Annotated in this window: 17 protein-coding genes and 1 pseudogene; 12 read left to right on the top strand and 6 right to left on the bottom strand. The window is 70.9% G+C overall.

The window, feature by feature from the left end; translation table 11 throughout:
• Positions 1-17: 17 nt before the first annotated feature.
• Complete coding sequence (locus tag N4P33_RS02655) at positions 18-2639, bottom strand: glycosyltransferase family 1 protein (RefSeq protein ID WP_260824502.1); 2622 nt, start codon at positions 2637-2639, stop codon at positions 18-20.
• 301 nt (positions 2640-2940) lie between these two features.
• Here N4P33_RS02655 and N4P33_RS02650 point away from each other — a divergent pair, with 301 nt between their 5' ends.
• From N4P33_RS02650 to glgB, 5 genes are all read left to right on the top strand, one after another.
• On the top strand, positions 2941-4143 hold the full coding sequence (locus N4P33_RS02650) for a S8 family peptidase (RefSeq protein ID WP_260824501.1): 1203 nt from the start codon (positions 2941-2943) through the stop codon (positions 4141-4143).
• Between the two features lie 265 nt (positions 4144-4408).
• Positions 4409-6520: an alpha-1,4-glucan--maltose-1-phosphate maltosyltransferase gene (locus tag N4P33_RS02645; protein ID WP_260824500.1), complete on the top strand. Its 2112-nt coding sequence runs from the start codon at positions 4409-4411 to the stop codon at positions 6518-6520.
• On the top strand, positions 6517-8217 hold the full coding sequence (gene treS / locus N4P33_RS02640; RefSeq protein ID WP_260824499.1) for a maltose alpha-D-glucosyltransferase: 1701 nt from the start codon (positions 6517-6519) through the stop codon (positions 8215-8217). Before N4P33_RS02645 ends, treS begins: the two co-directional genes overlap by 4 nt.
• Positions 8218-8359: 142 nt before the next feature.
• On the top strand, positions 8360-9772 hold the full coding sequence (locus N4P33_RS02635; protein ID WP_260824498.1) for a maltokinase N-terminal cap-like domain-containing protein: 1413 nt from the start codon (positions 8360-8362) through the stop codon (positions 9770-9772).
• Positions 9773-9802: 30 nt separating this feature from the next.
• Positions 9803-12454, top strand: coding sequence for a 1,4-alpha-glucan branching enzyme (gene glgB / locus N4P33_RS02630; protein WP_399028268.1), 2652 nt, complete (start codon positions 9803-9805; stop codon positions 12452-12454).
• Between the two features lie 63 nt (positions 12455-12517).
• On the opposite strand, the gene N4P33_RS02625 is transcribed toward glgB, so the two are convergent.
• From N4P33_RS02625 to N4P33_RS02610, 4 genes are all read right to left on the bottom strand, one after another.
• Entirely contained in the window at positions 12518-14794 is a 2277-nt protein-coding gene (locus N4P33_RS02625) for a HelD family protein (RefSeq protein WP_399028282.1), read from the bottom strand.
• A gap of 118 nt (positions 14795-14912) precedes the next feature.
• Positions 14913-15245 (bottom strand): thioredoxin family protein, encoded by a 333-nt coding sequence (locus N4P33_RS02620; protein WP_313904432.1) that lies wholly within the window; start codon positions 15243-15245, stop codon positions 14913-14915.
• Positions 15242-15670: a MerR family transcriptional regulator gene (locus N4P33_RS02615; protein WP_260824497.1), complete on the bottom strand. Its 429-nt coding sequence runs from the start codon at positions 15668-15670 to the stop codon at positions 15242-15244. Before N4P33_RS02615 ends, N4P33_RS02620 begins: the two co-directional genes overlap by 4 nt.
• A 171-nt stretch (positions 15671-15841) precedes the next feature.
• Positions 15842-17230 carry a cation:dicarboxylate symporter family transporter gene (locus N4P33_RS02610; RefSeq protein WP_260824496.1) on the bottom strand — a complete coding sequence of 463 codons (1389 nt, stop codon included), beginning with the start codon at positions 17228-17230 and terminating at the stop codon, positions 15842-15844.
• Positions 17231-17381: 151 nt separating this feature from the next.
• On the opposite strand from N4P33_RS02610, the gene N4P33_RS02605 reads away from it, so the two are divergent.
• From N4P33_RS02605 to N4P33_RS02575, 7 genes and pseudogenes are all read left to right on the top strand, one after another.
• Positions 17382-19022, top strand: coding sequence for a sensor histidine kinase (locus tag N4P33_RS02605; protein ID WP_260824495.1), 1641 nt, complete (start codon positions 17382-17384; stop codon positions 19020-19022).
• Positions 19019-19702 carry a response regulator gene (locus N4P33_RS02600; protein ID WP_260824494.1) on the top strand — a complete coding sequence of 228 codons (684 nt, stop codon included), beginning with the start codon at positions 19019-19021 and terminating at the stop codon, positions 19700-19702. Before N4P33_RS02605 ends, N4P33_RS02600 begins: the two co-directional genes overlap by 4 nt.
• 138 nt (positions 19703-19840) lie before the next feature.
• A pseudogene (locus N4P33_RS02595) lies at positions 19841-20053 on the top strand (helix-turn-helix domain-containing protein); the annotation flags it as partial.
• 96 nt (positions 20054-20149) lie between these two features.
• Positions 20150-21520 carry an extracellular solute-binding protein gene (locus N4P33_RS02590; protein WP_260824493.1) on the top strand — a complete coding sequence of 457 codons (1371 nt, stop codon included), beginning with the start codon at positions 20150-20152 and terminating at the stop codon, positions 21518-21520.
• A gap of 19 nt (positions 21521-21539) precedes the next feature.
• Positions 21540-22499, top strand: coding sequence for a carbohydrate ABC transporter permease (locus N4P33_RS02585; protein ID WP_260824492.1), 960 nt, complete (start codon positions 21540-21542; stop codon positions 22497-22499).
• 6 nt (positions 22500-22505) lie between these two features.
• Positions 22506-23372 (top strand): carbohydrate ABC transporter permease, encoded by an 867-nt coding sequence (locus N4P33_RS02580; RefSeq protein WP_260824491.1) that lies wholly within the window; start codon positions 22506-22508, stop codon positions 23370-23372.
• 123 nt (positions 23373-23495) lie between these two features.
• Positions 23496-24221: an XRE family transcriptional regulator gene (locus tag N4P33_RS02575; protein WP_399028260.1), complete on the top strand. Its 726-nt coding sequence runs from the start codon at positions 23496-23498 to the stop codon at positions 24219-24221.
• Positions 24222-24228: 7 nt separating this feature from the next.
• Here N4P33_RS02575 and N4P33_RS02570 read toward each other — a convergent pair whose 3' ends face one another.
• Complete coding sequence (locus tag N4P33_RS02570; RefSeq protein WP_260824489.1) at positions 24229-25254, bottom strand: ATP-dependent 6-phosphofructokinase; 1026 nt, start codon at positions 25252-25254, stop codon at positions 24229-24231.
• Positions 25255-25312: the final 58 nt, after the last annotated feature.

Below are 25312 nucleotides of genomic sequence, written 5' to 3'. Positions count from 1 at the left end.
TCAGTGGCCCTTCTCCCTCACCTCATCAGTAGCCCCGCCCCCTCCGTCACATCCTCCGACGGGACCGCCACCAGGCCCAGTTCCGCGCCGGAGGCGAGGAGGCGGTGCGTGGGGAGGATGCGGACCGTGTAGCCGAAGGGGCCCGTGCGGTCCAGGGCGAGGGGGCCCTCGTAGACCCAGCGGCCCTCCTGGTCGGGGGCGCCGGCCGGTTTCAGCGGGACGGGGGTGCCGTCGGTGATGCGGTCCTCCTCGTCCACGCGGCCGGCGACCGCCTGGACCTCCACGTCGTCCGGGCCGAGGGCGCCGAGGTTCACCCGGACCCGCAGGGCGAGGGTGGAGCCGAGTTCCGCGGTGGGCGGTGCCGCCGAGGTCTCCACGTGGTCGACGGTCACGCCGTGCCAGGCGGAGCGCACCCGGGCCTTCCACTCGGCGAGTTCCCGCGCGGAGTCGGCGTCCATGGCGCGATGGGCGTACGCGGCGGGCGCGTACAGGCGCTCCACGTACTCGCGCACCATGCGCCCGGCCAGCACCTTGGGCCCGAGCAGGCTCAGGGTCCGGCGCACCATCTCGATCCACCGGTCGGGCAGTCCGCTCTCTCCGCGCTCGTAGAAGCGGGGCGTGATCCGCTGCTCCAGCAGGTCGTACAGCGCGGCGGACTCTATGGCGTCGCGCCGGTCGGGGTCGGTGCCCGCGCCGTCGGCCGTGGGGATGGCCCAGCCGAAGTCGGGCTGGAACCACTCGTCCCACCAGCCGTCCAGCACGGAGAGGTTGAGGCAGCCGTTGAGCGCCGCCTTCATCCCGCTGGTGCCGCACGCCTCCAGCGGCCGGAGGGGATTGTTCAGCCAGATGTCGCAGCCGGGGTACAGCTTCTGCGCCATCGCCATGCCGTAGTCGGGCAGGAAGACGATGCGGTGGCGCACGCGCGGGTCGTCGGCGAAGCGGACCAGTTCCTGGATGAGCCGCTTGCCGCCGTCGTCCGCCGGGTGCGCCTTGCCGGCGACGACGATCTGCACCGGCCGCTCGGGGTGCAGCAGCAGGTCCATCAGCCGGTCCTTGTCGCGCAGCATCAGCGTCAGCCGCTTGTACGACGGGACGCGCCGCGCGAAGCCGATGGTCAGCACGTCCGGGTCGAGGACGCCGTCGATCCAGCCGAGCTCGGCCGTCCCGGCGCCGCGCTGCCGCCAGGACGCCCGCAGCCGTTCGCGCACCTCCATCACCAGCAGCTCGCGCAGATTGCGCCGCAGGTCCCAGATGTCCTGGTCGGGGATGTCCGCGACCGAGTCCCAGCGGTCGGAGTCGCCGACGCTGAGCGCCTCCTCGGCGCGCTGGGCGCCGATCTGCCGGGCGCCGAGCCGGAACACCTCGGGGGCGACCCAGGTCGGGGCGTGCACCCCGTTGGTGACGGAGGTGATGGGCACTTCCTCCGGGTCGAAGCCCGGCCAGAGCCCGGCGAACATCTCCCGGCTGACCTGGCCGTGCAGCAGGGAGACGCCGTTGGCGCGCTGGGCGAGGCGCAGGCCCATCACGGCCATGTTGAACAGGTTGGGTTCGCCGCCGGGGTAGGTCTCCATGCCGAGCCGGAGGATGCGGTCGACCTCCATGTGGGGCAGTTCGGCGCCGGGGCCGAAGTGCCGGGCGACCAGTTCGCGGTCGAAGCGGTCGATGCCGGCCGGGACGGGGGTGTGGGTGGTGAACACGGTGCCCGCCCGGACCGCCTCCAGCGCGGAGTCGAAGTCCAGCCCCTTGGCGCGCAGTTCGGCGATGCGTTCCAGGCCGAGGAAGCCGGCGTGGCCCTCGTTGGTGTGGAACACCTCGGGTTCGGGGTGGCCGGTGAGCCTGCAGTAGGTGCGCACCGCCCGGACGCCTCCTATGCCGAGCAGCATCTCCTGGAGCAGCCGGTGCTCGCTGCCGCCGCCGTAGAGCCGGTCGGTCACCTGGCGTTCGCCGAGGTCGTTCTCCTCGACGTCGGAGTCCAGCAGGAGCAGCGGGATGCGGCCGACCTGGGCGAGCCAGATCCGGGCGTGCAGCAGCCGGCCGCCGGGCAGCACGAGCGGGACGTGGGCGGGGGTGCCGTCGGGTTCCTCGAGCTGGACGAGGGGCAGCTCGTGCGGGTCGAGGACCGGGTAGTGCTCCTGCTGCCAGCCGTCCCGGGACAGCGACTGGCGGAAGTAGCCGTGCCGGTAGAGCAGGCCGACGCCGATGAGCGGCACACCGAGGTCGCTGGCGGCCTTGAGGTGGTCGCCGGCGAGGATGCCGAGGCCGCCGGAGTACTGCGGCAGGGCGGCCGTGATGCCGAACTCCGGGGAGAAGTAGGCGATGGCGGCGGGCAGCCGGTCGGCCGTCTGGGTCTGGTACCAGCGGTCGCCGGTCATGTAGGCGTCGAGATCGGCCACGACCGCGTCGAGCCGGTCGAGGAAGGCGCGGTCGCCGGCCAGTTCGGCGAGCCGCACGGGTGGCACGCTGCCCAGCAGCCGTACCGGGTCGCGGCCGGAGGCCGCCCAGCGTTCGGGGTCGACGGACTCGAAGAGCTCCCGGGTCCCGGCGTGCCAGGACCAGCGCAGATTGCGGGCCAGATCGCTCAGGGGCCGGAGGGGTTCGGGGAGAACGGGTCGGACGGTGAATCGACGGATCGCCTTCACATTCCACCTCGGCGCGTTCGCTGGAATGGACGCGGTGTGTGCCGCGCCGTCCCTGACGACGGTACCGGGGGAGGTCCCGCCCTCGCCGGGTGCTTGGCCCGCATGCCTCCATTCGCCCTGAACGGCGTACGTGCCGCACATCCGGATATGGCCGATTCCGCCCTCATGGGCGTCCTTGTGGCGCTTGCCCCGGCGCGAGAGGCTGCGTTCGCGGCGTACCGGCCCGCGGGGTTTCCGTCAGGGCCCGCGCGTTTCCGTCAGGGCGGCCCGTACGCCCGAGTCGAGGAGGGGAACTCGGACCATGGCACGGACGCGAACAGGGCGTCTGCGCCGGGTGGGGGGCATCACGGCGGTCTTGTCCGCCGCGGCGGTCGCAGCCGCCTCCCTGCCCGCGCACGCCGCACCGGAGGGGCGCATACTCGGCGCCGGGGCACCGGGCTCGGTGACCGGCAGCTATGTGGTGACACTGAAGGAGGGGACGGGGGCACGCTCGGCGGCCGCACAGGATCTGGCCGAGCGCTACGGGGCGAGAATCAGCCATACCTACGGCACGGTCCTGAACGGCTACGCGATCCGCGCCGACGCCGCCGAGGCCAGACGGCTCGCGGCCGACCCCCGGGTCGCCTCGGTCGTCCAGGACACCCGGGTGACGCTGGACCACACCCAGACCAATCCGCCGAACTGGGGTCTGGACCGCATCGACCAGCGCGGCCTGCCGCTGAACAAGCGCTACACCTGGCCGGACTCCGCGGGCGCCGGCGTCACGGTCTATGTGATCGACACCGGCATCCGCACCTCCCACCAGGACTTCGCGGGCCGGGCGGCGCACGGCTGGGACTTCGTGCAGAACGACCGCACCGCCCAGGACGGCAACGGCCACGGCACCCATGTCGCCGGGATCGTCGCCGGGAAGTCCTACGGCGTGGCCAAGAAGGCGAAGGTCGTCTCCGTCCGCGTCCTGGACGACGCCGGCTCCGGCACCACCGCCCAGGTGATCGCGGGCATCGACTGGGTGACCCGGAACGCGAAGAAGCCTGCCGTGGCCAATCTCAGCCTGGGCGGCTTCTACAGCGCCCAGCTCAACGCGGCCGTGCGCACCTCCATCGCGTCCGGCGTCACCTACACGGTCGCCGCGGGCAACGAGGGCATGCCGGCCGCGCTGTACTCGCCCGCGAGCGTGAAACAGGCGATCACCGTCGGCGCCAGCGACCGGCAGGACAAGAAACCGGCCTTTTCCAACTTCGGATCGGCCCTCGATCTGTTCGCCCCGGGCGTGTCCGTCACCTCGGCCTCCGCGGCGAGCAACACCGGCCGGGCCACCTACTCGGGTACGTCGATGGCGTCCCCGCACGCGGCGGGCGCGGCGGCACTGTATCTCGCCGACCACCGGCGCGCGACCCCGGCACAGGTGGCGAACGCGCTGGTCAAGGGCGCGGTGAGCGGCAAGGTGACGGGCCGCGGGCTCGGCTCGCCGAACCGGCTGCTCCAGGTGCCGCGCTCGTAGCGGGGCTCCGGGCGGCCCGCACGGGGGCGGTGCGCGCGAGGCACCGGACGGCCGTGGGAGCGGGCCCATCGAGGACCGGCTCCGTCCTTCACGGACGGGGCCGGTCTTGTGTGTCGACATACGCGTGAGTAGTTAACAAAGTGCCGGATTGCCTACCCGATGAGGGTGGGAAGGCTCCTGCGGGTACACCCCACAGCAAGACCCCCGCAGGACCCACCTCCCCACAGTCATCCGCCCACCCTCGTTGACGCGGACAGGAGCGGTCATGCCCGCCAAGCACCACTCGCCATCTCCCCCGCCGTCCGGCCGCAGGGCCGCTTCCCGGCGCGGCACCGCGGCCCCCGCTGCCGTACGCCCGGTCGACACCGGTCCCCCGCCCACCCCGGAACCCCCGTCCGCTCCCCTCGCCACCTCGGTGGGGCGCATACCCGTTCTCGACGTCCGCCCGATGGTCCGGCAGGGCCGCAGGCCCGCCAAGGCCGTCCCCGGCGAGACGTTCGAGATCTCGGCCACCGTGTTCCGTGAGGGGCACGACGCCGTGGCCGCCAATGTCGTCCTCAGGGACCCCGAGGGCCGGCCCGGCCCGTTCACGCCGATGCGGGAGCTGGCGCCGGGCACCGACCGGTGGGGCGCGCAGGTCACCGCCGGTGAACCTGGTCTGTGGACCTATGCCGTGGAGGCGTGGGGCGATCCCGTCACCACCTGGCGGCACCACGCGCAGATCAAGATTCCGGCCGGCATGGACACCGAGGTGGTCCTGGAGGAGGGCGCCCGGCTGTACGAGCGGGCGGCCACCGGGGTGCCCGGCTCGGACGGCAGGAACGTCCTGCTCGGGGCGGTGGACGCCTTGCGCGACGAGGACCGTCCGGCGGCCTCCCGCCTGGCGGCGGCGCTGACGCCGGAGGTGGACGCGGTGCTGGCCCGGCACCCGCTGCGGGAACTGGTCACCAGCAGCGACCCGCTGCCCCTGCTCGTCGAGCGGGAACGGGCCCTCTTCGGCTCCTGGTACGAGTTCTTCCCCCGCTCGGAAGGCACCCCGGAGCAGCCGCACGGCACGTTCCGCACCGCGGCCCGCCGCCTCCCGGCGATCGCGGCGATGGGCTTCGACGTCGTCTACCTGCCGCCGATCCACCCGATCGGCACCACCTTCCGCAAGGGCCCGAACAACACCCTGAACGCCGGACCCGACGACGTGGGCGTGCCCTGGGCCATCGGCTCCCCCGAGGGCGGGCACGACGCCGTGCACCCCCGGCTGGGCACGCTGGAGGACTTCACCTGGTTCGTCGAGCGCGCGGGTGAGCTGGGTCTTGAGGTGGCGCTGGACTTCGCGCTCCAGTGTTCCCCGGATCATCCGTGGGTGCACAAGCATCCGGAGTGGTTCCACCACCGCCCCGACGGGTCCATCGCGTACGCGGAGAACCCGCCGAAGAAGTACCAGGACATCTACCCCATCGCGTTCGACGCGGACATGGACGGCCTGATCGCCGAGACCTGCCGGGTGCTGCGGCACTGGATGAGCGTCGGGGTACGGATCTTCCGGGTGGACAACCCGCACACCAAGCCGGTCGTGTTCTGGGAGCGGGTGATCGCGGACATCAACCGCACCGACCCGGACGTGATCTTCCTGGCGGAGGCGTTCACCCGCCCGGCGATGATGCACACCCTGGCCCAGATCGGCTTCCAGCAGTCCTACACCTACTTCACCTGGCGCAACACCAAGCAGGAGCTCACCGACTACCTCACCGAGCTGTCCGGCGAGGCCGCGTCCTACATGCGGCCGAACTTCTTCGCCAACACCCCGGACATCCTGCACGCCTACCTCCAGCACGGCGGCCGGCCCGCCTTCGAGGTCCGCGCGGTACTCGCCGCGACGCTCTCCCCGACCTGGGGCATCTACAGCGGCTACGAGCTGTGCGAGAACACCCCGCTGCGCGACGGCAGCGAGGAGTACCTCGACTCGGAGAAATACCAGCTGCGCCGCCGGGACTGGGAGACGGCCGAACGCGAGGGCCGCACCCTCACCCCCCTGATCACCAAGCTCAACACCATCCGCCGCGAGAATCCGGCCCTGCGGCAGCTGCGCGATCTGCACTTCCACCACGCGGACAAGGACGAGGTCATCGCGTACTCGAAGCGCGCGGGTTCGAACACGGTTCTGGTGGTCGCCAACCTCGACCCGCACCACACCCAGGAGGCCACGGTCTCGTTGGACATGCCGCGACTCGGCCTGGACTGGCACGAGACGGCACCGGTGCGTGACGAGCTCACCGGCGAGACCTACCACTGGGGCAGGGCCAACTACGTACGTCTCGCGCCGGGCGGAGCGCATGTTCTCATCGTCGGCTCCCCGCGGATCGGAGGGTCACCCACAATATGATCGTCAACGAGCCCGTCCCGGACACGTTCGAGGACACCCCCGCCAAGGACCGGGACCCGGAGTGGTTCAAACGCGCCGTCTTCTACGAGGTGCTGGTCCGCTCCTTCCAGGACAGCAACGGCGACGGCATCGGCGACCTGAAGGGGCTGACCGCCAAGCTCGACTACCTGCAGTGGCTCGGCGTCGACTGCCTCTGGCTCCCGCCGTTCTTCAAGTCCCCCCTGCGCGACGGCGGCTACGACGTCTCCGACTACACCGCCGTGCTGCCCGAGTTCGGTGACCTCGCCGACTTCGTCGAGTTCGTCGACGCCGCCCACCAGCGCGGCATGCGCGTGATCATCGACTTCGTCATGAACCACACCAGCGACCAGCACCCCTGGTTCCAGGAGTCCCGCAAGGACCCCGAAGGACCCTACGGCGACTACTACGTGTGGGCCGACGACGACAAGCAGTACCAGGACGCGCGGATCATCTTCGTCGACACCGAGGTGTCGAACTGGACCTACGACCCCGTGCGCAAGCAGTACTACTGGCACCGCTTCTTCTCCCACCAGCCGGACCTCAACTACGAGAACCCGGCCGTGCAGGAGGAGATGATCTCCGCGCTGAAGTTCTGGCTGGACCTCGGCATCGACGGCTTCCGCCTGGACGCGGTGCCTTACCTGTACCAGAGGGAGGGGACGAACTGCGAGAACCTCCCGGAGACGCACGCCTTCCTCAAGCGGGTGCGCAAGGAGATCGACACGCAGTACCCGGACACCGTGCTGCTGGCGGAGGCCAACCAGTGGCCCGAGGACGTCGTCGACTACTTCGGTGACTACCGGGTGGGCGGCGACGAGTGCCACATGGCGTTCCACTTCCCGGTCATGCCGCGCATCTTCATGGCGGTGCGCCGCGAGTCGCGCTACCCGGTGTCGGAGATCCTGGCGAAGACACCCGCGATCCCCTCGGGCTGCCAGTGGGGCATCTTCCTGCGCAACCACGACGAGCTGACCCTGGAGATGGTCACCGACGAGGAACGCGACTACATGTGGGCGGAGTACGCGAAAGACCCCCGCATGCGCGCCAACATCGGCATCCGCCGGCGCCTCGCCCCGCTCCTGGACAACGACCGCAACCAGATCGAGCTGTTCACCGCCCTGCTGCTCTCCCTGCCCGGCTCGCCCGTCATGTACTACGGCGACGAGATCGGCATGGGCGACAACATCTGGCTCGGCGACCGCGACGCGGTGCGCACCCCCATGCAGTGGACACCCGACCGCAACGCCGGGTTCTCCTCGTCCGACCCGGGGCGGCTGTTCCTGCCGACGATCATGGACCCGGTCTACGGCTACCAGGTCACCAACGTCGAGGCGTCCATGGCCTCGCCCTCGTCGCTGCTGCACTGGACCCGCCGGATGATCGAGATCCGCAAGCAGAACGTGGCCTTCGGCCTCGGCACCTACACCGAGCTGCCCTCCTCCAACCCCGCCGTGCTCGCCTTCCTGCGCGAGTACGAGGACGACCTGGTGCTCTGCGTCAACAACTTCTCCCGTTTCGCGCAGCCCACCGAGCTGGATCTGAGCGCGTTCGAGGGCCGGCACCCGGTGGAGCTGTTCGGCGGTGTCCGCTTCCCGGCCATCGGCGAACTGCCGTATCTGCTGACCCTCGGCGGCCACGGGTTCTATTGGTTCCGGCTCCGCAAGGACGCCGCGTAAGGCCCGTAAGGCCTGTCGAAAGACAGGCCCGCAACCCGGGGCGGGGCGTTTCCTCCGCTCCGCCCGGGGCACGCATCAGTAACACCCCGCCCACCGGCGGCGCCCTCGGAGCGCGCCGAACCAGGGGAAAGGACGCGACGCCATGTCGGAAGCCGTCACCCGCACCGTCACGACCCCGCCCGGCCTGCTTGCGTCACTGGATCCACTGCTCAGGGAGTGGCTGCCGAGGCAGCGCTGGTTCGCGGGCAAGGGCCGTCCGGTCACCGGGTTCACCCTGGTCCAGGCCACCGAGCTGCTGCCGCCCACCGCCAAGCTGGGCCTCTACCACCTGCTGGTGCGCGCCCACCAGCCGCTGATGCCCGCCCACGGTGCCGCCGAGCACCCCGGCGACTGCTACCAGCTGCTCATAGGCGTGCGCGAGGCGCTGCCGCCCCGGCTCGCGCCCGCGCTGATCGGTCATGTGAGTGAGGGGCCCCTGGCCGGACGGACGGTCTACGAGGCCCTGCACGACACCCGGCCCGCCGAACTGCTCCTGGAGGCGCTGCGCACCCAGGCCCGGATCGGCGGGCTGCGTTTCGAGCGGGACCCACGGCAGGAGATCCGGGGCGGCCTGGTGCCGCGCCTGATGACCGCCGAGCAGTCCAACTCGTCCGTCGTCTACGGCGATACGTTCATTCTGAAACTGCTGCGCCGGATCGTGCCCGGCGTCAACCCCGATCTGGAGCTGCCGCTCGCACTGGCCCGCGAGGGCTGCGCCCGGGTTCCCCCGCCGACGGCCTGGCTGGTCGCGGACCCCGACGGCTCACCGGTGCCGGCGTCCGAGCCGTACGTCCTGGGGGTGCTCCAGCCCTTCGTGCAGGGCGCCACGGACGGCTGGGAGCTGGCCCTGCGCGAGCTCGCCAAGGGCGAGGACTTCGTCGCCGAGGCGCGGGCGCTCGGGCGGGCCACCGCCGAGGTGCACACCGCGCTGGCCCGCGCGCTGCCCACGGTCACCCTGGGCCACACCCAGCTGCGCTCGATGGTCGACGGCATGACCGAGCGGCTGGAGGCGGCCGTGCACGCCGTGCCGGCGCTGCGCCCGTACGCGGAGGGCCTTCGCTCGGCGTTCACGGCGCTGGACGAGCTGGCCGCGGAGGGGCGCACCTGGACCGCGCAGCGGGTGCACGGCGATCTGCACCTCGGGCAGTGCCTGCGCTCCCCTGCCGGCGACTGGTCGCTGATCGACTTCGAGGGCGAACCGGCCCGCCCGCTGAACGAACGGCGCATGCCACAGCCGGCGGTGCGGGACGTGGCCGGCATGCTGCGCTCCTTCGACTACGCGGCACGCTCGGTGGACCCGCCGCAGCCGGAGTGGGCCGAGCGGTGCCGGGCGGCGTACTGCTCCGGGTACGGCGAGGCCGCCGGGCGCGATCCCCGTACCGACCCGGTGCTGCTGCGCGCGTACGAGACCGACAAGGCTGTCTACGAGGTCGTCTACGAGGCCCGGCACCGCCCCGAGTGGCTCCCGGTCCCGCTGGCCGCGGTACGCCGGCTCACCGTGTCCGACCTGATCTGATCCCCCGCGCTCGTCCAGGAGGCTTCGCCCGTGATCCCCCGCCCCGAGTCCCACGAGACGCCCGCGGCAGCCGAGCCGATGCCCGCGGTGGCAGAGCCGCCCGAGAAGGCCGCGGCGAAGAAGGCTGCCGCCAAGAAGGCGACGGCGAAGAAAGCGGTGACGAAGAAGGCGGTGGCGAAGACAGCGACCGCCAAGAAGACCACCGCGAAGAAGGCGACGGCGAAGAAGGCGGCGAAGAAGACACCGGCGGAGGCGGCACCGAAGGCCCGGAAACCCGCCGGGGAGCCGGCAGCCAAGGCGGCGGCCACGACGAAGACCGCCGCGAAGAAGACGACGGCGAAGAAGACGGCGGCGACGACCGCGGCGAAGAAGGCCGCCGCCAAGAAGCCCGTGACGCAGCCGACGCCGGTCGAGGAGCCCGTGGTGCTTCAGGACGGCCCCCGGGCCGCCGAACCCGCTCACGCCCAGACCGCACCCCCCGAGATGGAACTCGCCGTCTCACCGGCCGTCGACGCCGTCGACCGGGAGCGGCTGCTCAGCGGCACGCATCACGCGCCGCACTCCGTGCTCGGGGCGCACCCGGTGCCCGGTGGGGTGGTGTTCCGGGTGTTCAAGCCGTACGCGCTGGGCGTGACCCTGCTCTCCGGGGGCGTCAGCGTCGAGCTGCACGACGACGGGAGCGGCTTCTTCTCGGGGCTGCTGCCGCTCAGCGACGTCCCGGCGTACCGGCTGCGGGTGACGTACGAGGGGGCGGAGGCGGAGATCGAGGACGCGTACCGCTTCCTGCCGACGCTCGGCGAACTGGACCTGCACCTGATCGGCGAGGGCCGCCACGAGCAGCTGTGGACGGTGCTCGGCGCCCACCCCATGACCCACCAGGGCGTCACGGGCACCCGTTTCTCCGTGTGGGCGCCGAACGCGCTCGGCGTGCGGGTGGCCGGCAGCTTCAACTTCTGGGACGGCACCGGCTGGCCCATGCGCTCGCTGGGCTCCTCCGGGGTGTGGGAGCTGTTCGTGCCGGGGATCGGCGAGGGCGAGCTGTACAAGTTCGAGATCACCCGCCCGGACGGTTCGAAGACCCTGCGCGCCGACCCGCTGGCCCGCCGCACGGAGGTCCCCCCGGCCACCTCCTCGATCGTCACCTCCTCCCGCTACGAGTGGGGCGACGCGGAGTGGCTGGAACGCCGCGCCGAGGTGCCCGCGCACAAGGCGCCGTTCTCGGTGTACGAGGTCCATCTCGCCTCCTGGCGACCGGGACTGACGTACCGTCAACTCGCCGAGCAGCTCCCCGCGTATGTCAAGGACCTCGGCTTCACCCACGTCGAGCTGATGCCGGTCGCCGAGCACCCCTTCGGCGGCTCCTGGGGCTACCAGGTCACCGGCTTCTACGCCCCCACGGCCCGCCTCGGCACCCCCGACGACTTCAGGTATCTGGTCGACGCCCTGCACCAGGCCGGGATCGGCGTCCTGATGGACTGGGTGCCGGCGCACTTCCCGCGCGACGAGTGGGCGCTGGCCGAATTCGACGGCCGGCCGCTGTACGAGCACGAGGACCCGCTGCGGGCCGCCCACCCCGACTGGGGCACCCTGGAGTTCGACTTCGGGCGCCGCGAGGTGCGCAACTTCCTGGTCGCCAACGCCCTGTACTGGTGCGAGGAGTTCCACATCGACGGCCTGCGCGTGGACGCGGTCGCCTCGATGCTCTACCTGGACTACTCGCGCGAGCCGGGCCAGTGGACGCCCAACGAGCACGGCGGCCGGGAGAACCTGGACGCGGTGGCGTTCCTGCAGGAGATGAACGCGACCGTGTACCGCAGGGTGCCCGGGGTCGTGACGATCGCGGAGGAGTCCACCGCCTGGGACGGCGTCACCCGGGCCACCCATCACAAGGGCCCGAGCGGCTTCGGCGGCCTCGGCTTCGGCCTGAAGTGGAACATGGGCTGGATGCACGACTCGCTGCAGTACATGAGCCACGACCCGATCCACCGCAGCTACCACCACCACGAGATGACCTTCTCGATGGTGTACGCGTACAGCGAGAACTACGTGCTGCCGATCTCCCACGACGAGGTGGTGCACGGCAAGCGGTCCCTGGTGTCGAAGATGCCCGGCGACTGGTGGCAGCAGCGCGCCAACCTCCGCGCCTACCTCGGCTTCATGTGGGCCCACCCCGGCAAGCAACTCCTGTTCATGGGACAGGAGTTCGCCCAGGGCTCCGAGTGGTCGGAGGCGCACGGCCCCGACTGGTGGCTGCTCGACCCGGACTACGGCGCCGAGGCCGACCACCGCGGCGTACGCGACCTGGTACGCGACCTCAACACCGTCTACGGCCACACTCCCGCCCTGTGGAGCTGCGACACCGAACCGTCCGGCTTCCGCTGGGTCACCGGGGACGCCGCCGAGGACAACGTCCTCGCCTTCCTTCGCTACGACACGGACGGCACCCCCCTGCTGGCGGTGTCCCACTTCGCCCCGGTCGTCCGCCACGACTACCGCATCGGCGTCCCCGACGACATCCCGGCCTGGCACGAGGTGATCAACACCGACACCGCCCGCTACGGCGGCAGCAACGTGACAACCCCGGACCCGATCAAACCGGAACCCCAGGGCCGCCACGGCTTCCCCGCCAGCATCCGCCTGACCCTGCCGCCTCTGTCGACGGTGTGGCTACGACCGGCCTAGCACCAACACGCTTTTGAGGGGCGCGGGGAACTGCGCGACCAGCCACAACGCACCCGCAGACCGCTACACCACATCGACCAGCCCCTTCGGCAGCGGCTCGGCATGCACAACCCCGAGCCGCTGCGTAGCCCGGGTCAGCGCCACATACAGATCACTCGTGCCGTATCTTCCAGGCTCGACCACCAACACGGAGTCGAACTCAAGCCCCTTGGCCTGACGCGCATCAAGCAGCACTACCGTGTGCGTCAGGTCCGGCTCAGCCCCCGCAGTCACGCCGTCCAACCTCGCAGCCAGCGCCCGATGCAGCTCACGGGGCGCAATCACAGCAACCCGCCCCTCCTCCGGCGTAAGCTCACGCACCGCCTCGGCCACAGCCCCCGGCAGATCATCCACCGCCCGCACCCAAGGCCGCACGCCAGTGCTCCGCACCGAACTCGGCGGCTCGAACCCAGCATTCTCGGCGCGGACGACAGCCGCAGCCACGTCCATGACCTCGGACGGCGTCCGGTAGTTGACGCCGAGACGCGTGTGCTCCCACCGGTCCTCGACATACGGCTCGAGAATCTCCGCCCAGGACCCCACACCCCCCGCCTCCGACGTCTGCGCCGGATCCCCGACCAGCGTCATCGACCGCGTCGGACTGCGCCGCATCAGCAGCCGCCACGCCATCGGCGACAACTCCTGCGCCTCGTCGACGATGATGTGCCCGAACGCCCACGTCCGGTCGGCGGCGGCCCGCTCCGCCGCACTGCGGTGGTCGTCCTCCTCGTGCCGTTCCGCGAAGCGCTCCGCGTCGATGATGTCGTGCGCGGAGAGCACCTCGGAGGCCTCGGGGTCGTCCTCCTCCTTGTCCTCGAACTCGTACGTCCGCGACGCGTAGGACACGTCGAGCACGCCCTGCGCGTACGCGATCTGCCGCAGCCGCTCCCGCTCGGCCCGCTCGCGCGCGATGCGGTCGTCCTCACCGAGGAGTTCCGCCGCCTCGTCGAGCAGCGGCACGTCGGAGACGGTCCAGTGCCGGGTCACCGGGCGGCGGATCGCGTCGGCGTCCTCGGCCGGCAGGAAGTCCTCGGGCGCGGCCAGGAAGTCCGCGACGAGCTGCTGCGGAGTGACCCTCGGCCACAACTGGTCGATGGCGGACCAGACTTCCGGGTTCTCGGCGAGATCGTCGCGGATCTGCGTGATGTCACTCGGGTCGAGCAGATTCGAGCCGTCGAACGGATCCGTGCCGATGCGCTCGGCGTACAGATCCGTGAGCGTGTTGAGGATGTGCCCCTCGAAGTGCTCGCGTGCGGCGTTGTGCGGCAGCTTGGTCGCACGGGTGCGTTCGCGGGCGACGTTCACCAGGCCGTCGTCGAGCATGAGGATGTCGCGCTCGTGCTCGATGGTGATCACCGGGTCGGGCAGCGCCTGCCGACTGCGGACGACCTCGGCGAGGACGTCGGCCATGTCGGCGCGGCCTTTCACGGCGGCCGCCTCGGGGGTGTCGGTCTTCGTCGCCTTCACGCCGGGGAACAGCTCGCCGACCGTCGCGAGGAGCACCCCGGTCTCGCCGAGGCTGGGCAGGACCTCCCCGATGTAGCCGAGGAACGCCGGGTTGGGGCCGACGATGAGGACGGCGCGGCGGGCCAGCAGTTCGCGGTGCTCGTAGAGGAGGTAGGCGGCGCGGTGCAGGGCGACGGCGGTCTTGCCGGTGCCGGGGCCGCCCTCGACGACCAGGACGCCGCGGTGCGGGGCGCGGATGATGCGGTCCTGGTCGGCCTGGATGGTGCGCACGATGTCGCCCATGCGGCCGGTGCGCGCGGAGTTGAGCGCGGCGAGCAGTACGGCGTCGCCGCTGGGGTCCTCGTGCCCGGTGCGGGTCTCGTCGCCGAGGTCAAGGATCTCGTCGTGCAGGGCGGTGACCTCGCGGCCCTCGGTGGAGATGTGCCGGCGGCGCCTGAGCCCCATCGGGGTGTGGCCGGTGGCCAGGTAGAAGGGGCGGGCGACGTCGGCGCGCCAGTCGATCAGCACCGGGGTGCGCTCGGCGTCGTCGGCGCGCAGGCCGATGCGGCCGATGTGGTGGGTGTCGCCGGAGGTCAGGTCGATCCGGCCGAAGCACAGGGAGCCGTCCACCGCGTTGAGCGCGGCGAGCAGCCCGGAGCGCTCGGCGACGAGGATGTCGCGCTCCAGCCGGGCCTGCATGGGGGTGTTGCCCTGGGCGAGCGCGTCGGTGAGGGACCCCTCGGTGTCACCTCGCAGGGCGTCCACGCGTGCGTACAGCCCGTCGATGAATTCCTGTTCGTGCCGCAATTCATCGTCCGGAAATTCGGTGTTTGACAATTCCACTCCCGCCCGGATATACTGTGCTCACTGAACTTATCCGCGACCTCTCCGAATTGAAGTCGCGAATCAATGAATATACGCAAGGAAAACCCCCGGACGCAATTGTCCGGGGGTTTTCCTTGCGCTGCTGGGCTCAGAGCACGTCGGCCAGCTCCTCCAGCAGCCGCCGCTTGGGCCTGGCCCCCACCATCGACCGCAGCGGTTCCCCGTCGCGGAACACCATGAACGTCGGCATCGACAGCACCTTGTACGCGTTGGTGGTGCCGGGGTTGGCGTCCACGTTCAGCTGGACCACCTTCAGCCGGCCCGCCTCCTCGGCGGCCAGCGCGCTCAGTACCGGTGCCATCTGCCGGCACGGCGGGCACCAGTCGGCGGTGAACTCCACCAGCACCGGCGTCGACGCCCCGATCACCTCCGTCGCGAAGTCCGCGTCGGTCACCTCGGCCACTCCACTCGCCCTGCTCACCTGTGCTTCCCTCCCAGTTCGCACAGCGGCTCCGGACCGCCCGGTACCGCAGCGTCGGCGGCCAGCTCCGCACGGGCCGACTCCGCCCGCGCCAGCTGCTGACCCACCTTCGCCCGCACGGTCTGCAACTCGCCGATGAGCGCGTCGAGTTCGTCCAGCTTGCGCCGGTAGACCGCGAGCGAGGCGGGGCAGGAGTCGCCCTCGGGGTGCCCGGCCCGCAGGCACTCCACGAAGGGCCGGGTCTCCTCCAGGCCGAACCCGAAGTCCTGCAGCGTGCGGATCTGCCGCAGCAGCTTCAGATCGCTCTCGTCGTACGTCCGATAACCGTTGCCCGCACGCCGCGCGGGCAGCAGCCCGCGTGCCTCGTAGTACCGCAGCGTCCGCGTGGTGGTCCCGGCCCGTGCGGCCAGCTCGCCGATTCGCATGCGTCGAACGTAAGCCTTGACGCCGACGTCAGGGCAACAGCGATCCGGCAAAGGGCCGAGCGGCCAGGTCCGTGGGGGAAGGAACCTGACCGCTCGGCGGCCGGGGGCCCGCAGGACACGGCCCGGGGTTCAGGCCCGGGCCGTGTCCGGGGTGGGGGAGGGCAGGAGCTGTCAGGCCTTCGCCAGCTCCTTCTCGCCGCCGGGCTCCGGCAGCTCGGCGCGGTCGGTGTCCGGGACGGAGCCGTGGTCGTCCAGGAGGGTCTTCTCGTCGAAGGGGATGCGGCCGGCGAGCACCTCGTCGACGCGCTCCTTGTCGATCTCCTTGGTCCAGGTGCCGACCAGCACCGTGGCGACCGCGTTGCCCGCGAAGTTGGTCAGGGCACGGGCCTCGCTCATGAAGCGGTCGATGCCGACGATCAGGCCGATGCCGTCCACCAGGGCGGGCTTGTGCGACTGCAGCCCACCGGCCAGCGTCGCCAGACCCGCGCCCGTGACACCCGCCGCGCCCTTCGAGGCGACCAGCAGGAACAGCAGCAGCGGGATCTGCTCGCCGACCGACATCGGCGTGCCCATGGCGTCGGCGATGAACAGCGAGGCCATGGTCATGTAGATCATGGTGCCGTCGAGGTTGAAGGAGTAGCCGGTCGGGACGGTGATGCCGACGACCGGCTTGCTGACGCCGAGGTGCTCCATCTTCGCGATGAGCCGCGGCAGCGCGGACTCGGACGAGGACGTGGACAGGATCAGCAGGAACTCACGGCCCAGGTACTTGAACAGGGTGAGGATGTTGAGCCCGGCGACGATACGCAGCAGCGCGCCCAGCACCAGGAAGATGAACAGCACACAGGTGACGTAGAAGCCCAGCATCAGCACCGCGAGGCTCTTGAGCGCGTCCAGGCCCGCGGAGCCGGTGACGGCGGCCATGGCACCGAACGCACCGATCGGCGCGGCCCACATGATCATGGCCAGGACCCGGAAGACCAGCCGCTGGATGTGCTCGATCCCGCGCAGGATCGGCTGCCCGGCGCCGCCCATGGCCTGCAGCGCGAAGCCGCAGAGCAGCGCGATCAGCAGGGTCTGCAGCACCTCGCCCTGGGTGAACGCGGACACGATCGTGGTCGGGATGATGCCCAGCAGGAACTCGGTGGTGTCCTTGGCCTCAGCGTCGACCTGGGCGTGCCCGGTCTCCTTCACCGCGTCGGTGATCGCGAGGCCGGTGCCCGGCTCCAGGATGTTGCCGACAACCAGGCCGATGCCCAGCGCGACCAGCGACATGACCAGGAAGTAGACCATGGCGATACCGCCGACGGCGCCGACCTTGGCGGCCTTCCGTACGGAGCCGATGCCCAGCACGATGGTGCAGAAGATGATCGGCGAGATCATCATCTTGATCAGGTTCACGAACCCGGTGCCGATCGGCTTCAGCTCGACCGCGAAGTCCGGTGCGATCAGGCCGACGGCGATACCGAGGGCGACCGCGATGATCACCGCGATGTAGAGATAGTGGGTGCGGTCCCGTTTCTTCACTGCGGGTGCCGTTTCGGGGGTGCTGGCGGCCACGGCTGCCCTCCTTGACGTCTTCGTCGGCAACACCGGCGTGCGGCTCACGTCCGGGGGAATTGAGGAATGCCGTGACTATCTCCCGGCCTGTGAGGGCGGTCACCCTTCCGTTCATTTAGTTCACGCTCACCGTGCGAGGCACACTGACGGCATGCGCATCCCCGTCCCCCGGCCCCGGAGTCTCGCGGGCCAGCTGTTCGCCATGCAGGCCGTGCTCATAGCGGTCCTCGTGGCGGGGTACGCGCTGTTCACGTACGTCAGCGACCGCAGCCAGGCCGAGGAGGCGGCCGGCCGGCAGGCCACGGCGGTGGCCCGCTCCGTCGCCGACTCGCCCTCCGTGCGGCGGGCGATCCGCACCTCCGACCCCTCGGCCGAGCTCCAGCCGTACGCGGTGGCGGTCGTCCGGCATACGGACGTCGACTTCGTCACGATCATGAACCCGCGGGGCATCCGCTGGACGCACCCCGACCCGGACCAGATAGGGCGCGCCTTCATCGGCCACACGGCCCCGGCGTTGCAGGGCCGCACCTTCACCGAGACCTACACCGGCACGCTCGGCCCGTCCGTCCGCGCGGTCACGCCGGTCCGGGACGGCGAGCGGATCGTGGGGCTGGTCAGCGCGGGCATCCGGGTGGAGGAGATCAGCCAGCGGGTCCAGGGCCAGCTGGCGGCGCTGCTCGCGGTCGCGGCCGGCGCGCTGGGGCTCGGCGCGATCGGGACGTACGTCATCAACGCCCGGCTGCGCCGGCACACCCACGGCATGAACGCGACCGAGCTGAGCCGTATGCACGACTACCATCAGGCCGCGCTCCACGCCGTGCGCGAGGGGCTGCTGATGCTGGACGGGCAGTACAGGGTCGCGCTGATCAACGACGGCGGGCGGGAGCTGCTGGGGGTGTCGCCGGAGGAGGACGTGGTGGGCAGGTCGGTCGCGGAGCTGGGGCTTCCGGCGCCGCTGACGGGTGCGCTGCTCGCCTCGGAGCCCCGGATGGACGAGGTGCACCTGACGGCGGACCGGGTGCTGGTGGTGAACACCTCCCCGGTGTCGGGCGGGGAGCGCCGCGGCACGGTGGTCACCCTGCGCGATGTGACCGAGCTCCAGTCGCTGATGGGTGAGCTGGACTCCGAGCGGGGCTTCACCCAGGCGCTGCGCTCGCAGGCGCACGAGGCGGCGAACCGGCTGCACACCGTGGTCTCGCTGATCGAGCTGGGCCGCGCCGAGGAGGCGGTGGACTTCGCGACCGCCGAGCTGGAGCTGGCGCAGGCGCTCACCGACCAGGTGGTGGCGGCGGTGAGCGAGCCGGTGCTTGCGGCGCTGCTGCTGGGCAAGACGGCCCAGGCCAACGAGCGGGGCGTGGAGCTGGTGGTGTCCGAGGACAGCCGCCTGGACGACGGTCTCCTCCTGGACAGCCTCCCGGCCCGCGACCTGGTCACCATCCTCGGCAACCTGATCGACAACGCGGTCGACGCGGCCCAGGGCGGCATCGGCCCCCGGGTGACGGTCACGGCGCTCACCGACGACGACGGCGAGCTGATCCTCCGCGTCTCCGACACCGGCCCGGGCGTGGACCCGGACCAGACGGAGACGGTGTTCCAGCGCGGCTTCACCACCAAGCCGTCCGGACCGGGCGGCCGGGGCCTGGGCCTCGCCCTGGTCCGCCAGGCGGTGATCCGCCATGGCGGCGCCCTGACGGTGACCTCGGCGGAGGGGGGCGGCGCGTGCTTCGAGGCACGGCTGCCGCTGAGGGCGGCCTCGCCGGCCACGGTCCCGGTCCCGGGAGGCGAGGCATGACCGACCGCCCCATCAGAGTCCTCGTCGTCGAGGACGACCCCGTCGCCGCCGACGCGCACGTCATGTACGTCGGCCGGGTCCCCGGCTTCACCGCCGTCGGCAAGGCGCACACGGGTGCGGAGGCCCGCCGGGCGCTGGAGCGCACGCCGGTGGACCTGCTGCTGCTGGACCTGCACCTGCCGGACGTCCACGGCTTGCAGCTGGCCCGCTCTCTGCGTGCCGCCGGGCATCATGCGGACGTGATCGCGGTGACGTCGGCGAGGGACTTGGCGGTGGTGCGGGAGGGCGTGTCCCTGGGCGTCGTCCAGTACGTCCTGAAGCCCTTCACCTTCGCGACCCTCCGCGACCGCCTCGTCCGCTACGCCGAGTTCCACGCGGCGGTCGGCGAGGCGAGCGGCCAGGACGAGGTCGACCGGGCCCTGGCCGCCCTCAGGGCACCCGGCCCGGCCGCCCTGCCGAAGGGCCTGAGCGCGCCCACGCTGGAGCGGGTGACGGTCGCCCTGCGCGACGCCGGGGAGGGCCTGACCGCCACCAAGGTCGCGGAGGCGGTCGGCATCTCCCGCATCACCGCCCGCCGTTACCTGGAGCACCTCGTGGACGCGGGCCGCGCGGCCCGCCGCCCCCAGTACGGCACGGTCGGCCGCCCGGAGTTGCAGTACAGCTGGGTGAGCGGTCCGTAGACGCCGGCCGGGACGACGCGCCTGTGCTCAGGGACTCGCCGCGGTGCTGTCGGACTCGCTGCGCAGAACGCAGAGTCGTTGCCCTCGGGATCGGCGAGGGTCGCCCGGCCCGAACCGTCCGGATTCCGGTGGTCGGCCACAAGGCTGGGCACGACCCCGCACGCGTACGTCGAGGCGGTACGCGTGGAGAGGGCGCGCCGCGAACTGGAGTCCTCCGACGCCACGTTGGACCGCGTCGCGATTCTGTGCGGCTTCAAGACCGCCGACACCCTCGTACGGGCCTTCCGCCGCCGCCTGAACACGACACCGACGGAGTACCGGCGCAGGTTCCGGGTGCCTGAAGCCCCCTGAGGCAATCTCCGCACACGCATTGACCTGACTAGACCAGTCAACCTACGTTCACCACGCAGCCATCCAGGCCACAGCGTCGTGCGCCCGTAGGAGGTCGTGCCCGTGCGCCCCACCGCCGTCATACTCCTCGCCTCAGCCCTCACCGCCGCAGCGACCCTCACCGCCTGCGGTGGCGGTTCCGGGAGTGATCCGGACACGCTGAAGGTGTCCTTCAAGCAGTCCACGGACAACTCCATCAAGGTGATGGACACCTATCTCGCCGGCATCAAGAAGCAGTTCGAGAAGGCGAACCCCGGCAAGAAGGTCGAACTCGTCCCGATCAAGGCGCCGGACGCGGAGTACTACACCAAGCTCCAGCAGATGCTCCGCTCCCCCAAGACCGCCCCCGATCTGGTCTACGAGGACACCTTCCTCATCAACTCCGACATCACCAGCGGGTACTTGAAGCCGCTCGACCCGTATCTGGCGAAGTGGAAGGACTGGGGGCAGTTCATCGACACCGCCAAGGCCGCGGCCCGGGGTGAGGACGGCAAGACGTACGGCGTGCCGGACGGCACCGACACCCGGGGGCTGTGGTTCAGCAAGGACGTCTTCGCCAAGGCCGGGCTGCCCGCCGACTGGCAGCCGAAGACCTGGGAGGACGTGCTGGACGCGGCCCGCGCCATCAAGGAGAAGGCGCCGGACGTCATCCCGCTGAACGTCTACACCGGCAAGCCGGTCGGCGAGGCGGCCACCATGCAGACCTTCGAGATGCTGCTGTACGGCACCAACGACGGCTCCTTCGACCCGCTGTACGACAAGAGCAGCAAGAAGTGGATCACCGCGGGCAAGGGTTTCAAGGACTCCCTCGCCTTCGTCGAGACCGTGTTCAAGGAGAAGCTGGGGCCGGAGGTCTCCGACGCCCTCGATCCCAACGTCGGCACCCGCGTGCGCGGCGAGTGGCTGCCGCAGGGCAAGCTCGGTATCGCCCTGGACGGCTCCTGGCTGCCGCAGGACTGGCTGGAGGGCAGCGGGCACGAGTGGCCCGAGTGGTCGAAGGAGCTGGGGCTCGCCGCCATGCCGACGCAGCAGGGACAGGCGCCCGGCAAGGTGAGCATGTCCGGCGGCTGGACCTGGTCGATCCCGGCCAAGGCGGCCAACCCCGACCTGGCCTTCGAGTTCATCAAGACGATGCAGACCAAGGCCAACGCGCAGAAGTGGTACGTCGCCAACTCCGGTATCGCGGTGCGCGAGGACGTGGCGAGCGACCCCGCGTACGCCGAGGCGCAGCCCGGCATCACGTTCTTCACCGGCCTGGTCGAGCACACGCACTACCGGCCCGCGTATCCGGCGTACCCGAAGGTGTCGACGGCGATCCAGGAGGCGATGGAGGGCGTGACCACCGGGGACATGTCGGTTCAGGAGGCGGCGCGCGCCTACGACGAGGCGCTCAAGGACGCCACCGACAACCAGGTCGTCGAGAAGTGAGCGACGGGAAGCAGCGCCCATGACCGCCGCCGCACCGCACACGGGCCCGGGCCCTGGCCCGGATCTCGCCAAGATCCCGCCGGGCCCGCCGGCACCACAGCCTTCGCCGACCCGGAGCGGGCCGCGCCGCCTGCTCCCCCGCTTCCTGCCCCTCACCCCCGCCCTCGCCCTGCTGCTGCTCTTCCTTGCCGGGCCGATCGCGTACTGCGTGTTCATCGCCCTCACCGACCTCCAGCTGACCGGTCAGGCCGAGTCGTCGTTCGTCGGTCTGGAGAACTTCCGCCGGGCCTTCGGGGACGAGGAGTTCCTCAACGCCGTATGGCTGACGCTGGTGTTCACCGTGCTGTCGTCGCTGATCGGGCAGAACACGCTCGGCCTCGCGCTCGCCGCGCTGATGCGGCGGGCGTCGAAGCCGGTGCGCACCCTGACCGGTGGCATCGTTGTCACGGCCTGGGTGCTGCCGGAGGTCGTGGCGGGCTTCCTGCTGTACGCCTTCTTCCGCCGCGAGGGGACGCTGAACGCCATCCTGGACTGGCTCCATCTCCCCTCCCAGAACTGGCTGTTCACCCTGCCGATCCTCGCGGTGTCCTTCGCCAACGTCTGGCGCGGCACGGCGTTCTCGATGCTGGTGTACTCGGCCGCGCTGAACGAGATCCCGAAGGAGATCACCGAGGCCGCCGAGGTGGACGGCGCCGGCGGCTGGCGGCGGATGTGGCACATCACGCTGCCGATGATCCGCCGGTCCATCGGGACGAACCTGATGCTCAACACCCTGCAGACGCTCTCGGTGTTCGGGCTGATCTGGGTCATGACGCGGGGCGGCCCCGGCGGCAAGAGCCAGACGCTGCCGCTGTTCATGTACGAGCAGGCCTTCCAGAACAGCCTGATCGGTTACGGGACGGCCGTCGCCCTGCTGCTTCTGCTGGTCGGCTCGCTGTTCTCGCTCGTCTACATGCGTCTGCTGCGGACGGAGGTCTGATACGCCGTGCCCCGACCCCTCGCCCATCCCCGCCCCGCCCGTCCCCTCGCCTCCCGCCGCACCGCCCGCCGCCTCGCCGCCGACGCCGGGCTGCTCCTCGTCGCCGCCGCGTTCGTGCTGCCGCTGGCCTGGGTCGTGCTGTCCGCGCTCGACCCGCGCGCCGGTCTGAGGGTCAAGGCGCCCGACGGGCTCACCCTGGGCCACTTCGACGCGATCCTCACCGACGAGATCACCTTCACCCCGCTGCTGAACAGCCTGATCCTGTGCGGCGGAGCGACCCTGCTCACGGTGGTGTGCGCGGCGCTCGCGGCGTACCCGCTGTCCCGGTTCCGCTCCCGCCTCAACCGCCCGTTCCTGCTGACGATCCTCTTCGCGACCAGCCTGCCGATCACCGCGATCATGGTGCCGGTGTATGCGCTGTTCGTCCGGGTCGATCTGATCGACACCCTGCAGGGCACGATCTTCTTCTTCGCCGCCTCCCAGCTGCCGTTCGCGATCTGGCTGATGAAGAATTTCATGGACGGCGTGCCCAAGGAACTGGAAGAGGCGGCGTGGACGGACGGGGCCTCGGCCTTTCAGTCGCTGGTGCGGATCGTGCTGCCGCTGATGGGTCCGGGCGTGGCCGTGGTGACCGTCTTCTCCTTCGTGATGATGTGGGGCAATTTCTTCGTCCCGTTCATGCTGCTGCTCAGTCCGGATCTGATGCCCGCCTCCGTGAGCATCAACGACTTCTTCGGCAACCGCGGCATGGTGGCGTACGGGCAGCTCGCCGCGTTCTCGATCGTCTACTCGACGCCGGTGATTCTGCTGTATGTGCTGATCGCACGACGGCTGGGAGGGGGTTTCGCGCTGGGCGGGGCGGTGAAGGGATGATCCCGGGGCGCGGGTGTTCACAGGGGGTGTTCACGGGGGGTGACCCGCCAGTAGCCGTAGGTTCCTACAATCCGTAACTCTGGCTGAACTGACCGTAGTCACCGGCGTCCGGGCTTCTCTAGCTTGGCGGCCGTGCCCCGATCCACCGCTCGACCGAACCACCCCCCGCCCCCTCCGTTCAACGCCCCCGCCGCCCGCCGGCTGCGTGCCGCCCTCGGCATGGGCCCGGAACATGTGGCGCACACGCTGCGCGCCTCGTACGGGCTGCCGTATGTGACCCCGCACCTCGTGGTCGCCTGGGAACGCGGGAGCGCCGCCCCCTCCAGCCCCGAACTGACCGCGCTGGCAGGGGTGTTGTGGTGCTCCCCGGCCGAGCTCATCGGCCGGCCCCGCACCCTGCGCGAGCACCGCATCGCGCGCGGTCTCGCGCCCGAGGACGTCGCCCGGACCGTCGGGCACGAGCTCCAGGCGTATCTGCGGATGGAGGAAACCGGCCAGTGGCGCGGCACCGACCGCCAGAGCGCCGCCCTGGCCGAGCTGCTCGCGCTGTCCCTGGCCGACTTCGTCGCCGTCACCGGCCGCGAGGACCGGCTCGCGGAGCTGCTGCGCAGTGCGGCGACGACGCGCTGGCAGGCGTACGTCCGGCCGATCGCCAAGCTCGCCCCGGTGGACCGGCGGCTGCTGGAACGGGTGCTCCAGCGCCTGCACACGGACTACCAGGGCCAGATGGCCGCCACCCTCAGCTGGGGCGGCGGCACCGGCGACGCGGGCGACGACGGCCGGGACTTCCTCGACCGGATCGTCGAACAGTTCTGGACGGCGGTGGAGGAGTACGGGGGTTCCCGGTAGTCCGCGACTAGAAGACGGACTCCGCCTCGTCCATGCGGTCCTTCGGGACCGTCTTCAGTTCCGTGACCGCCTCGGCCAGCGGGACCATCACGATCTCCGTGCCGCGCAGCGCGGTCATCCGGCCGAATTCGCCCCGGTGCGCGGCCTCCACCGCGTGCCAGCCGAAGCGGGTGGCGAGGACACGGTCGTACGCGGTCGGCACACCGCCGCGCTGGACATGGCCGAGGATGACCGGCTTGGCCTCCTTGCCCAGGCGCCGCTCCAGCTCGTGCGCGAGCGCCGTACCGATGCCCTGGAAGCGCTCGTGGCCGAACTGGTCGATCTCGCCCTTGCCGTAGTCCATGGTGCCCTCGGCCGGGTGCGCGCCCTCGGCGACGCAGATGACGGCGAACTTCTTGCCGCGGGCGAAGCGCTCCTCGACCATCTTGACCAGCTGGGCGGGGTCGAAGGGCCGCTCGGGCAGGCAGATGCCGTGGGCGCCGGCGGCCATGCCGGACTCCAGGGCGATCCAGCCGGCGTGCCGGCCCATGACCTCGACGACCATCACGCGCTGGTGGGACTCGGCGGTGGTCTTCAGCCGGTCCATCGCCTCGGTGGCGACGCCGACGGCGGTGTCGAAGCCGAAGGTGCGGTCGGTGGAGGAGATGTCGTTGTCGATGGTCTTCGGCACGCCGACGACCGGCAGACCGGCGTCCGACAGCATGCGGGCGGCCGTCAGCGTGCCCTCGCCGCCGATCGGGATGAGCGCGTCGATGCCGAAGTCGCGGATCATGTCGGAGGCGTTCGCGCACGCCTCGCGCAGCCGGTCGCGCTCCAGCCGGGAGGAGCCGAGGATGGTGCCGCCGCGGGCCAGGATGCCGCTGACCGCGTTGAGGTCCAGGGGCCGGTAGCGGCCGTCCAGCAGGCCGGAGTAGCCGTCCTCGAAGCCGATGACCTCGTCGCCGTAGTTGTCGACCGCGCGGTGCACGACCGACCGGATCACGGCGTTCAGGCCGGGGCAGTCGCCGCCTGCGGTGAGAACTCCGATACGCATCGTGCTGTGTCTCCTGGTCGCTGTCGATACCGGTGAGCCGATTCCGATTGTTTCACGT

This window comes from Streptomyces sp. 15-116A, assembly GCF_025290915.1.
Classification (GTDB): Bacteria; Actinomycetota; Actinomycetes; order Streptomycetales; family Streptomycetaceae; genus Streptomyces.
The sequence above is the reverse complement of the archived record's forward strand: the minus strand, read 5'-3'. Positions and strand labels throughout refer to the sequence as shown.

Bases quoted from the DNA above. Each gene is read 5' to 3' on its own strand.
- N4P33_RS02650 (WP_260824501.1), top strand. From the start codon at position 2,941: ATGGCACGGACGCGAACAGGGCGTCTGCGCCGGGTGGGGGGCATCACG.
- N4P33_RS02645 (WP_260824500.1), top strand. From the start codon at position 4,409: ATGCCCGCCAAGCACCACTCGCCATCTCCCCCGCCGTCCGGCCGCAGG.
- treS (WP_260824499.1), top strand. From the start codon at position 6,517: ATGATCGTCAACGAGCCCGTCCCGGACACGTTCGAGGACACCCCCGCC.
- N4P33_RS02635 (WP_260824498.1), top strand. From the start codon at position 8,360: ATGTCGGAAGCCGTCACCCGCACCGTCACGACCCCGCCCGGCCTGCTT.
- N4P33_RS02615 (WP_260824497.1), bottom strand. From the start codon at position 15,670: ATGCGAATCGGCGAGCTGGCCGCACGGGCCGGGACCACCACGCGGACG.
- N4P33_RS02605 (WP_260824495.1), top strand. From the start codon at position 17,382: ATGCGCATCCCCGTCCCCCGGCCCCGGAGTCTCGCGGGCCAGCTGTTC.
- N4P33_RS02600 (WP_260824494.1), top strand. From the start codon at position 19,019: ATGACCGACCGCCCCATCAGAGTCCTCGTCGTCGAGGACGACCCCGTC.
- N4P33_RS02585 (WP_260824492.1), top strand. From the start codon at position 21,540: ATGACCGCCGCCGCACCGCACACGGGCCCGGGCCCTGGCCCGGATCTC.
- N4P33_RS02570 (WP_260824489.1), bottom strand. From the start codon at position 25,254: ATGCGTATCGGAGTTCTCACCGCAGGCGGCGACTGCCCCGGCCTGAAC.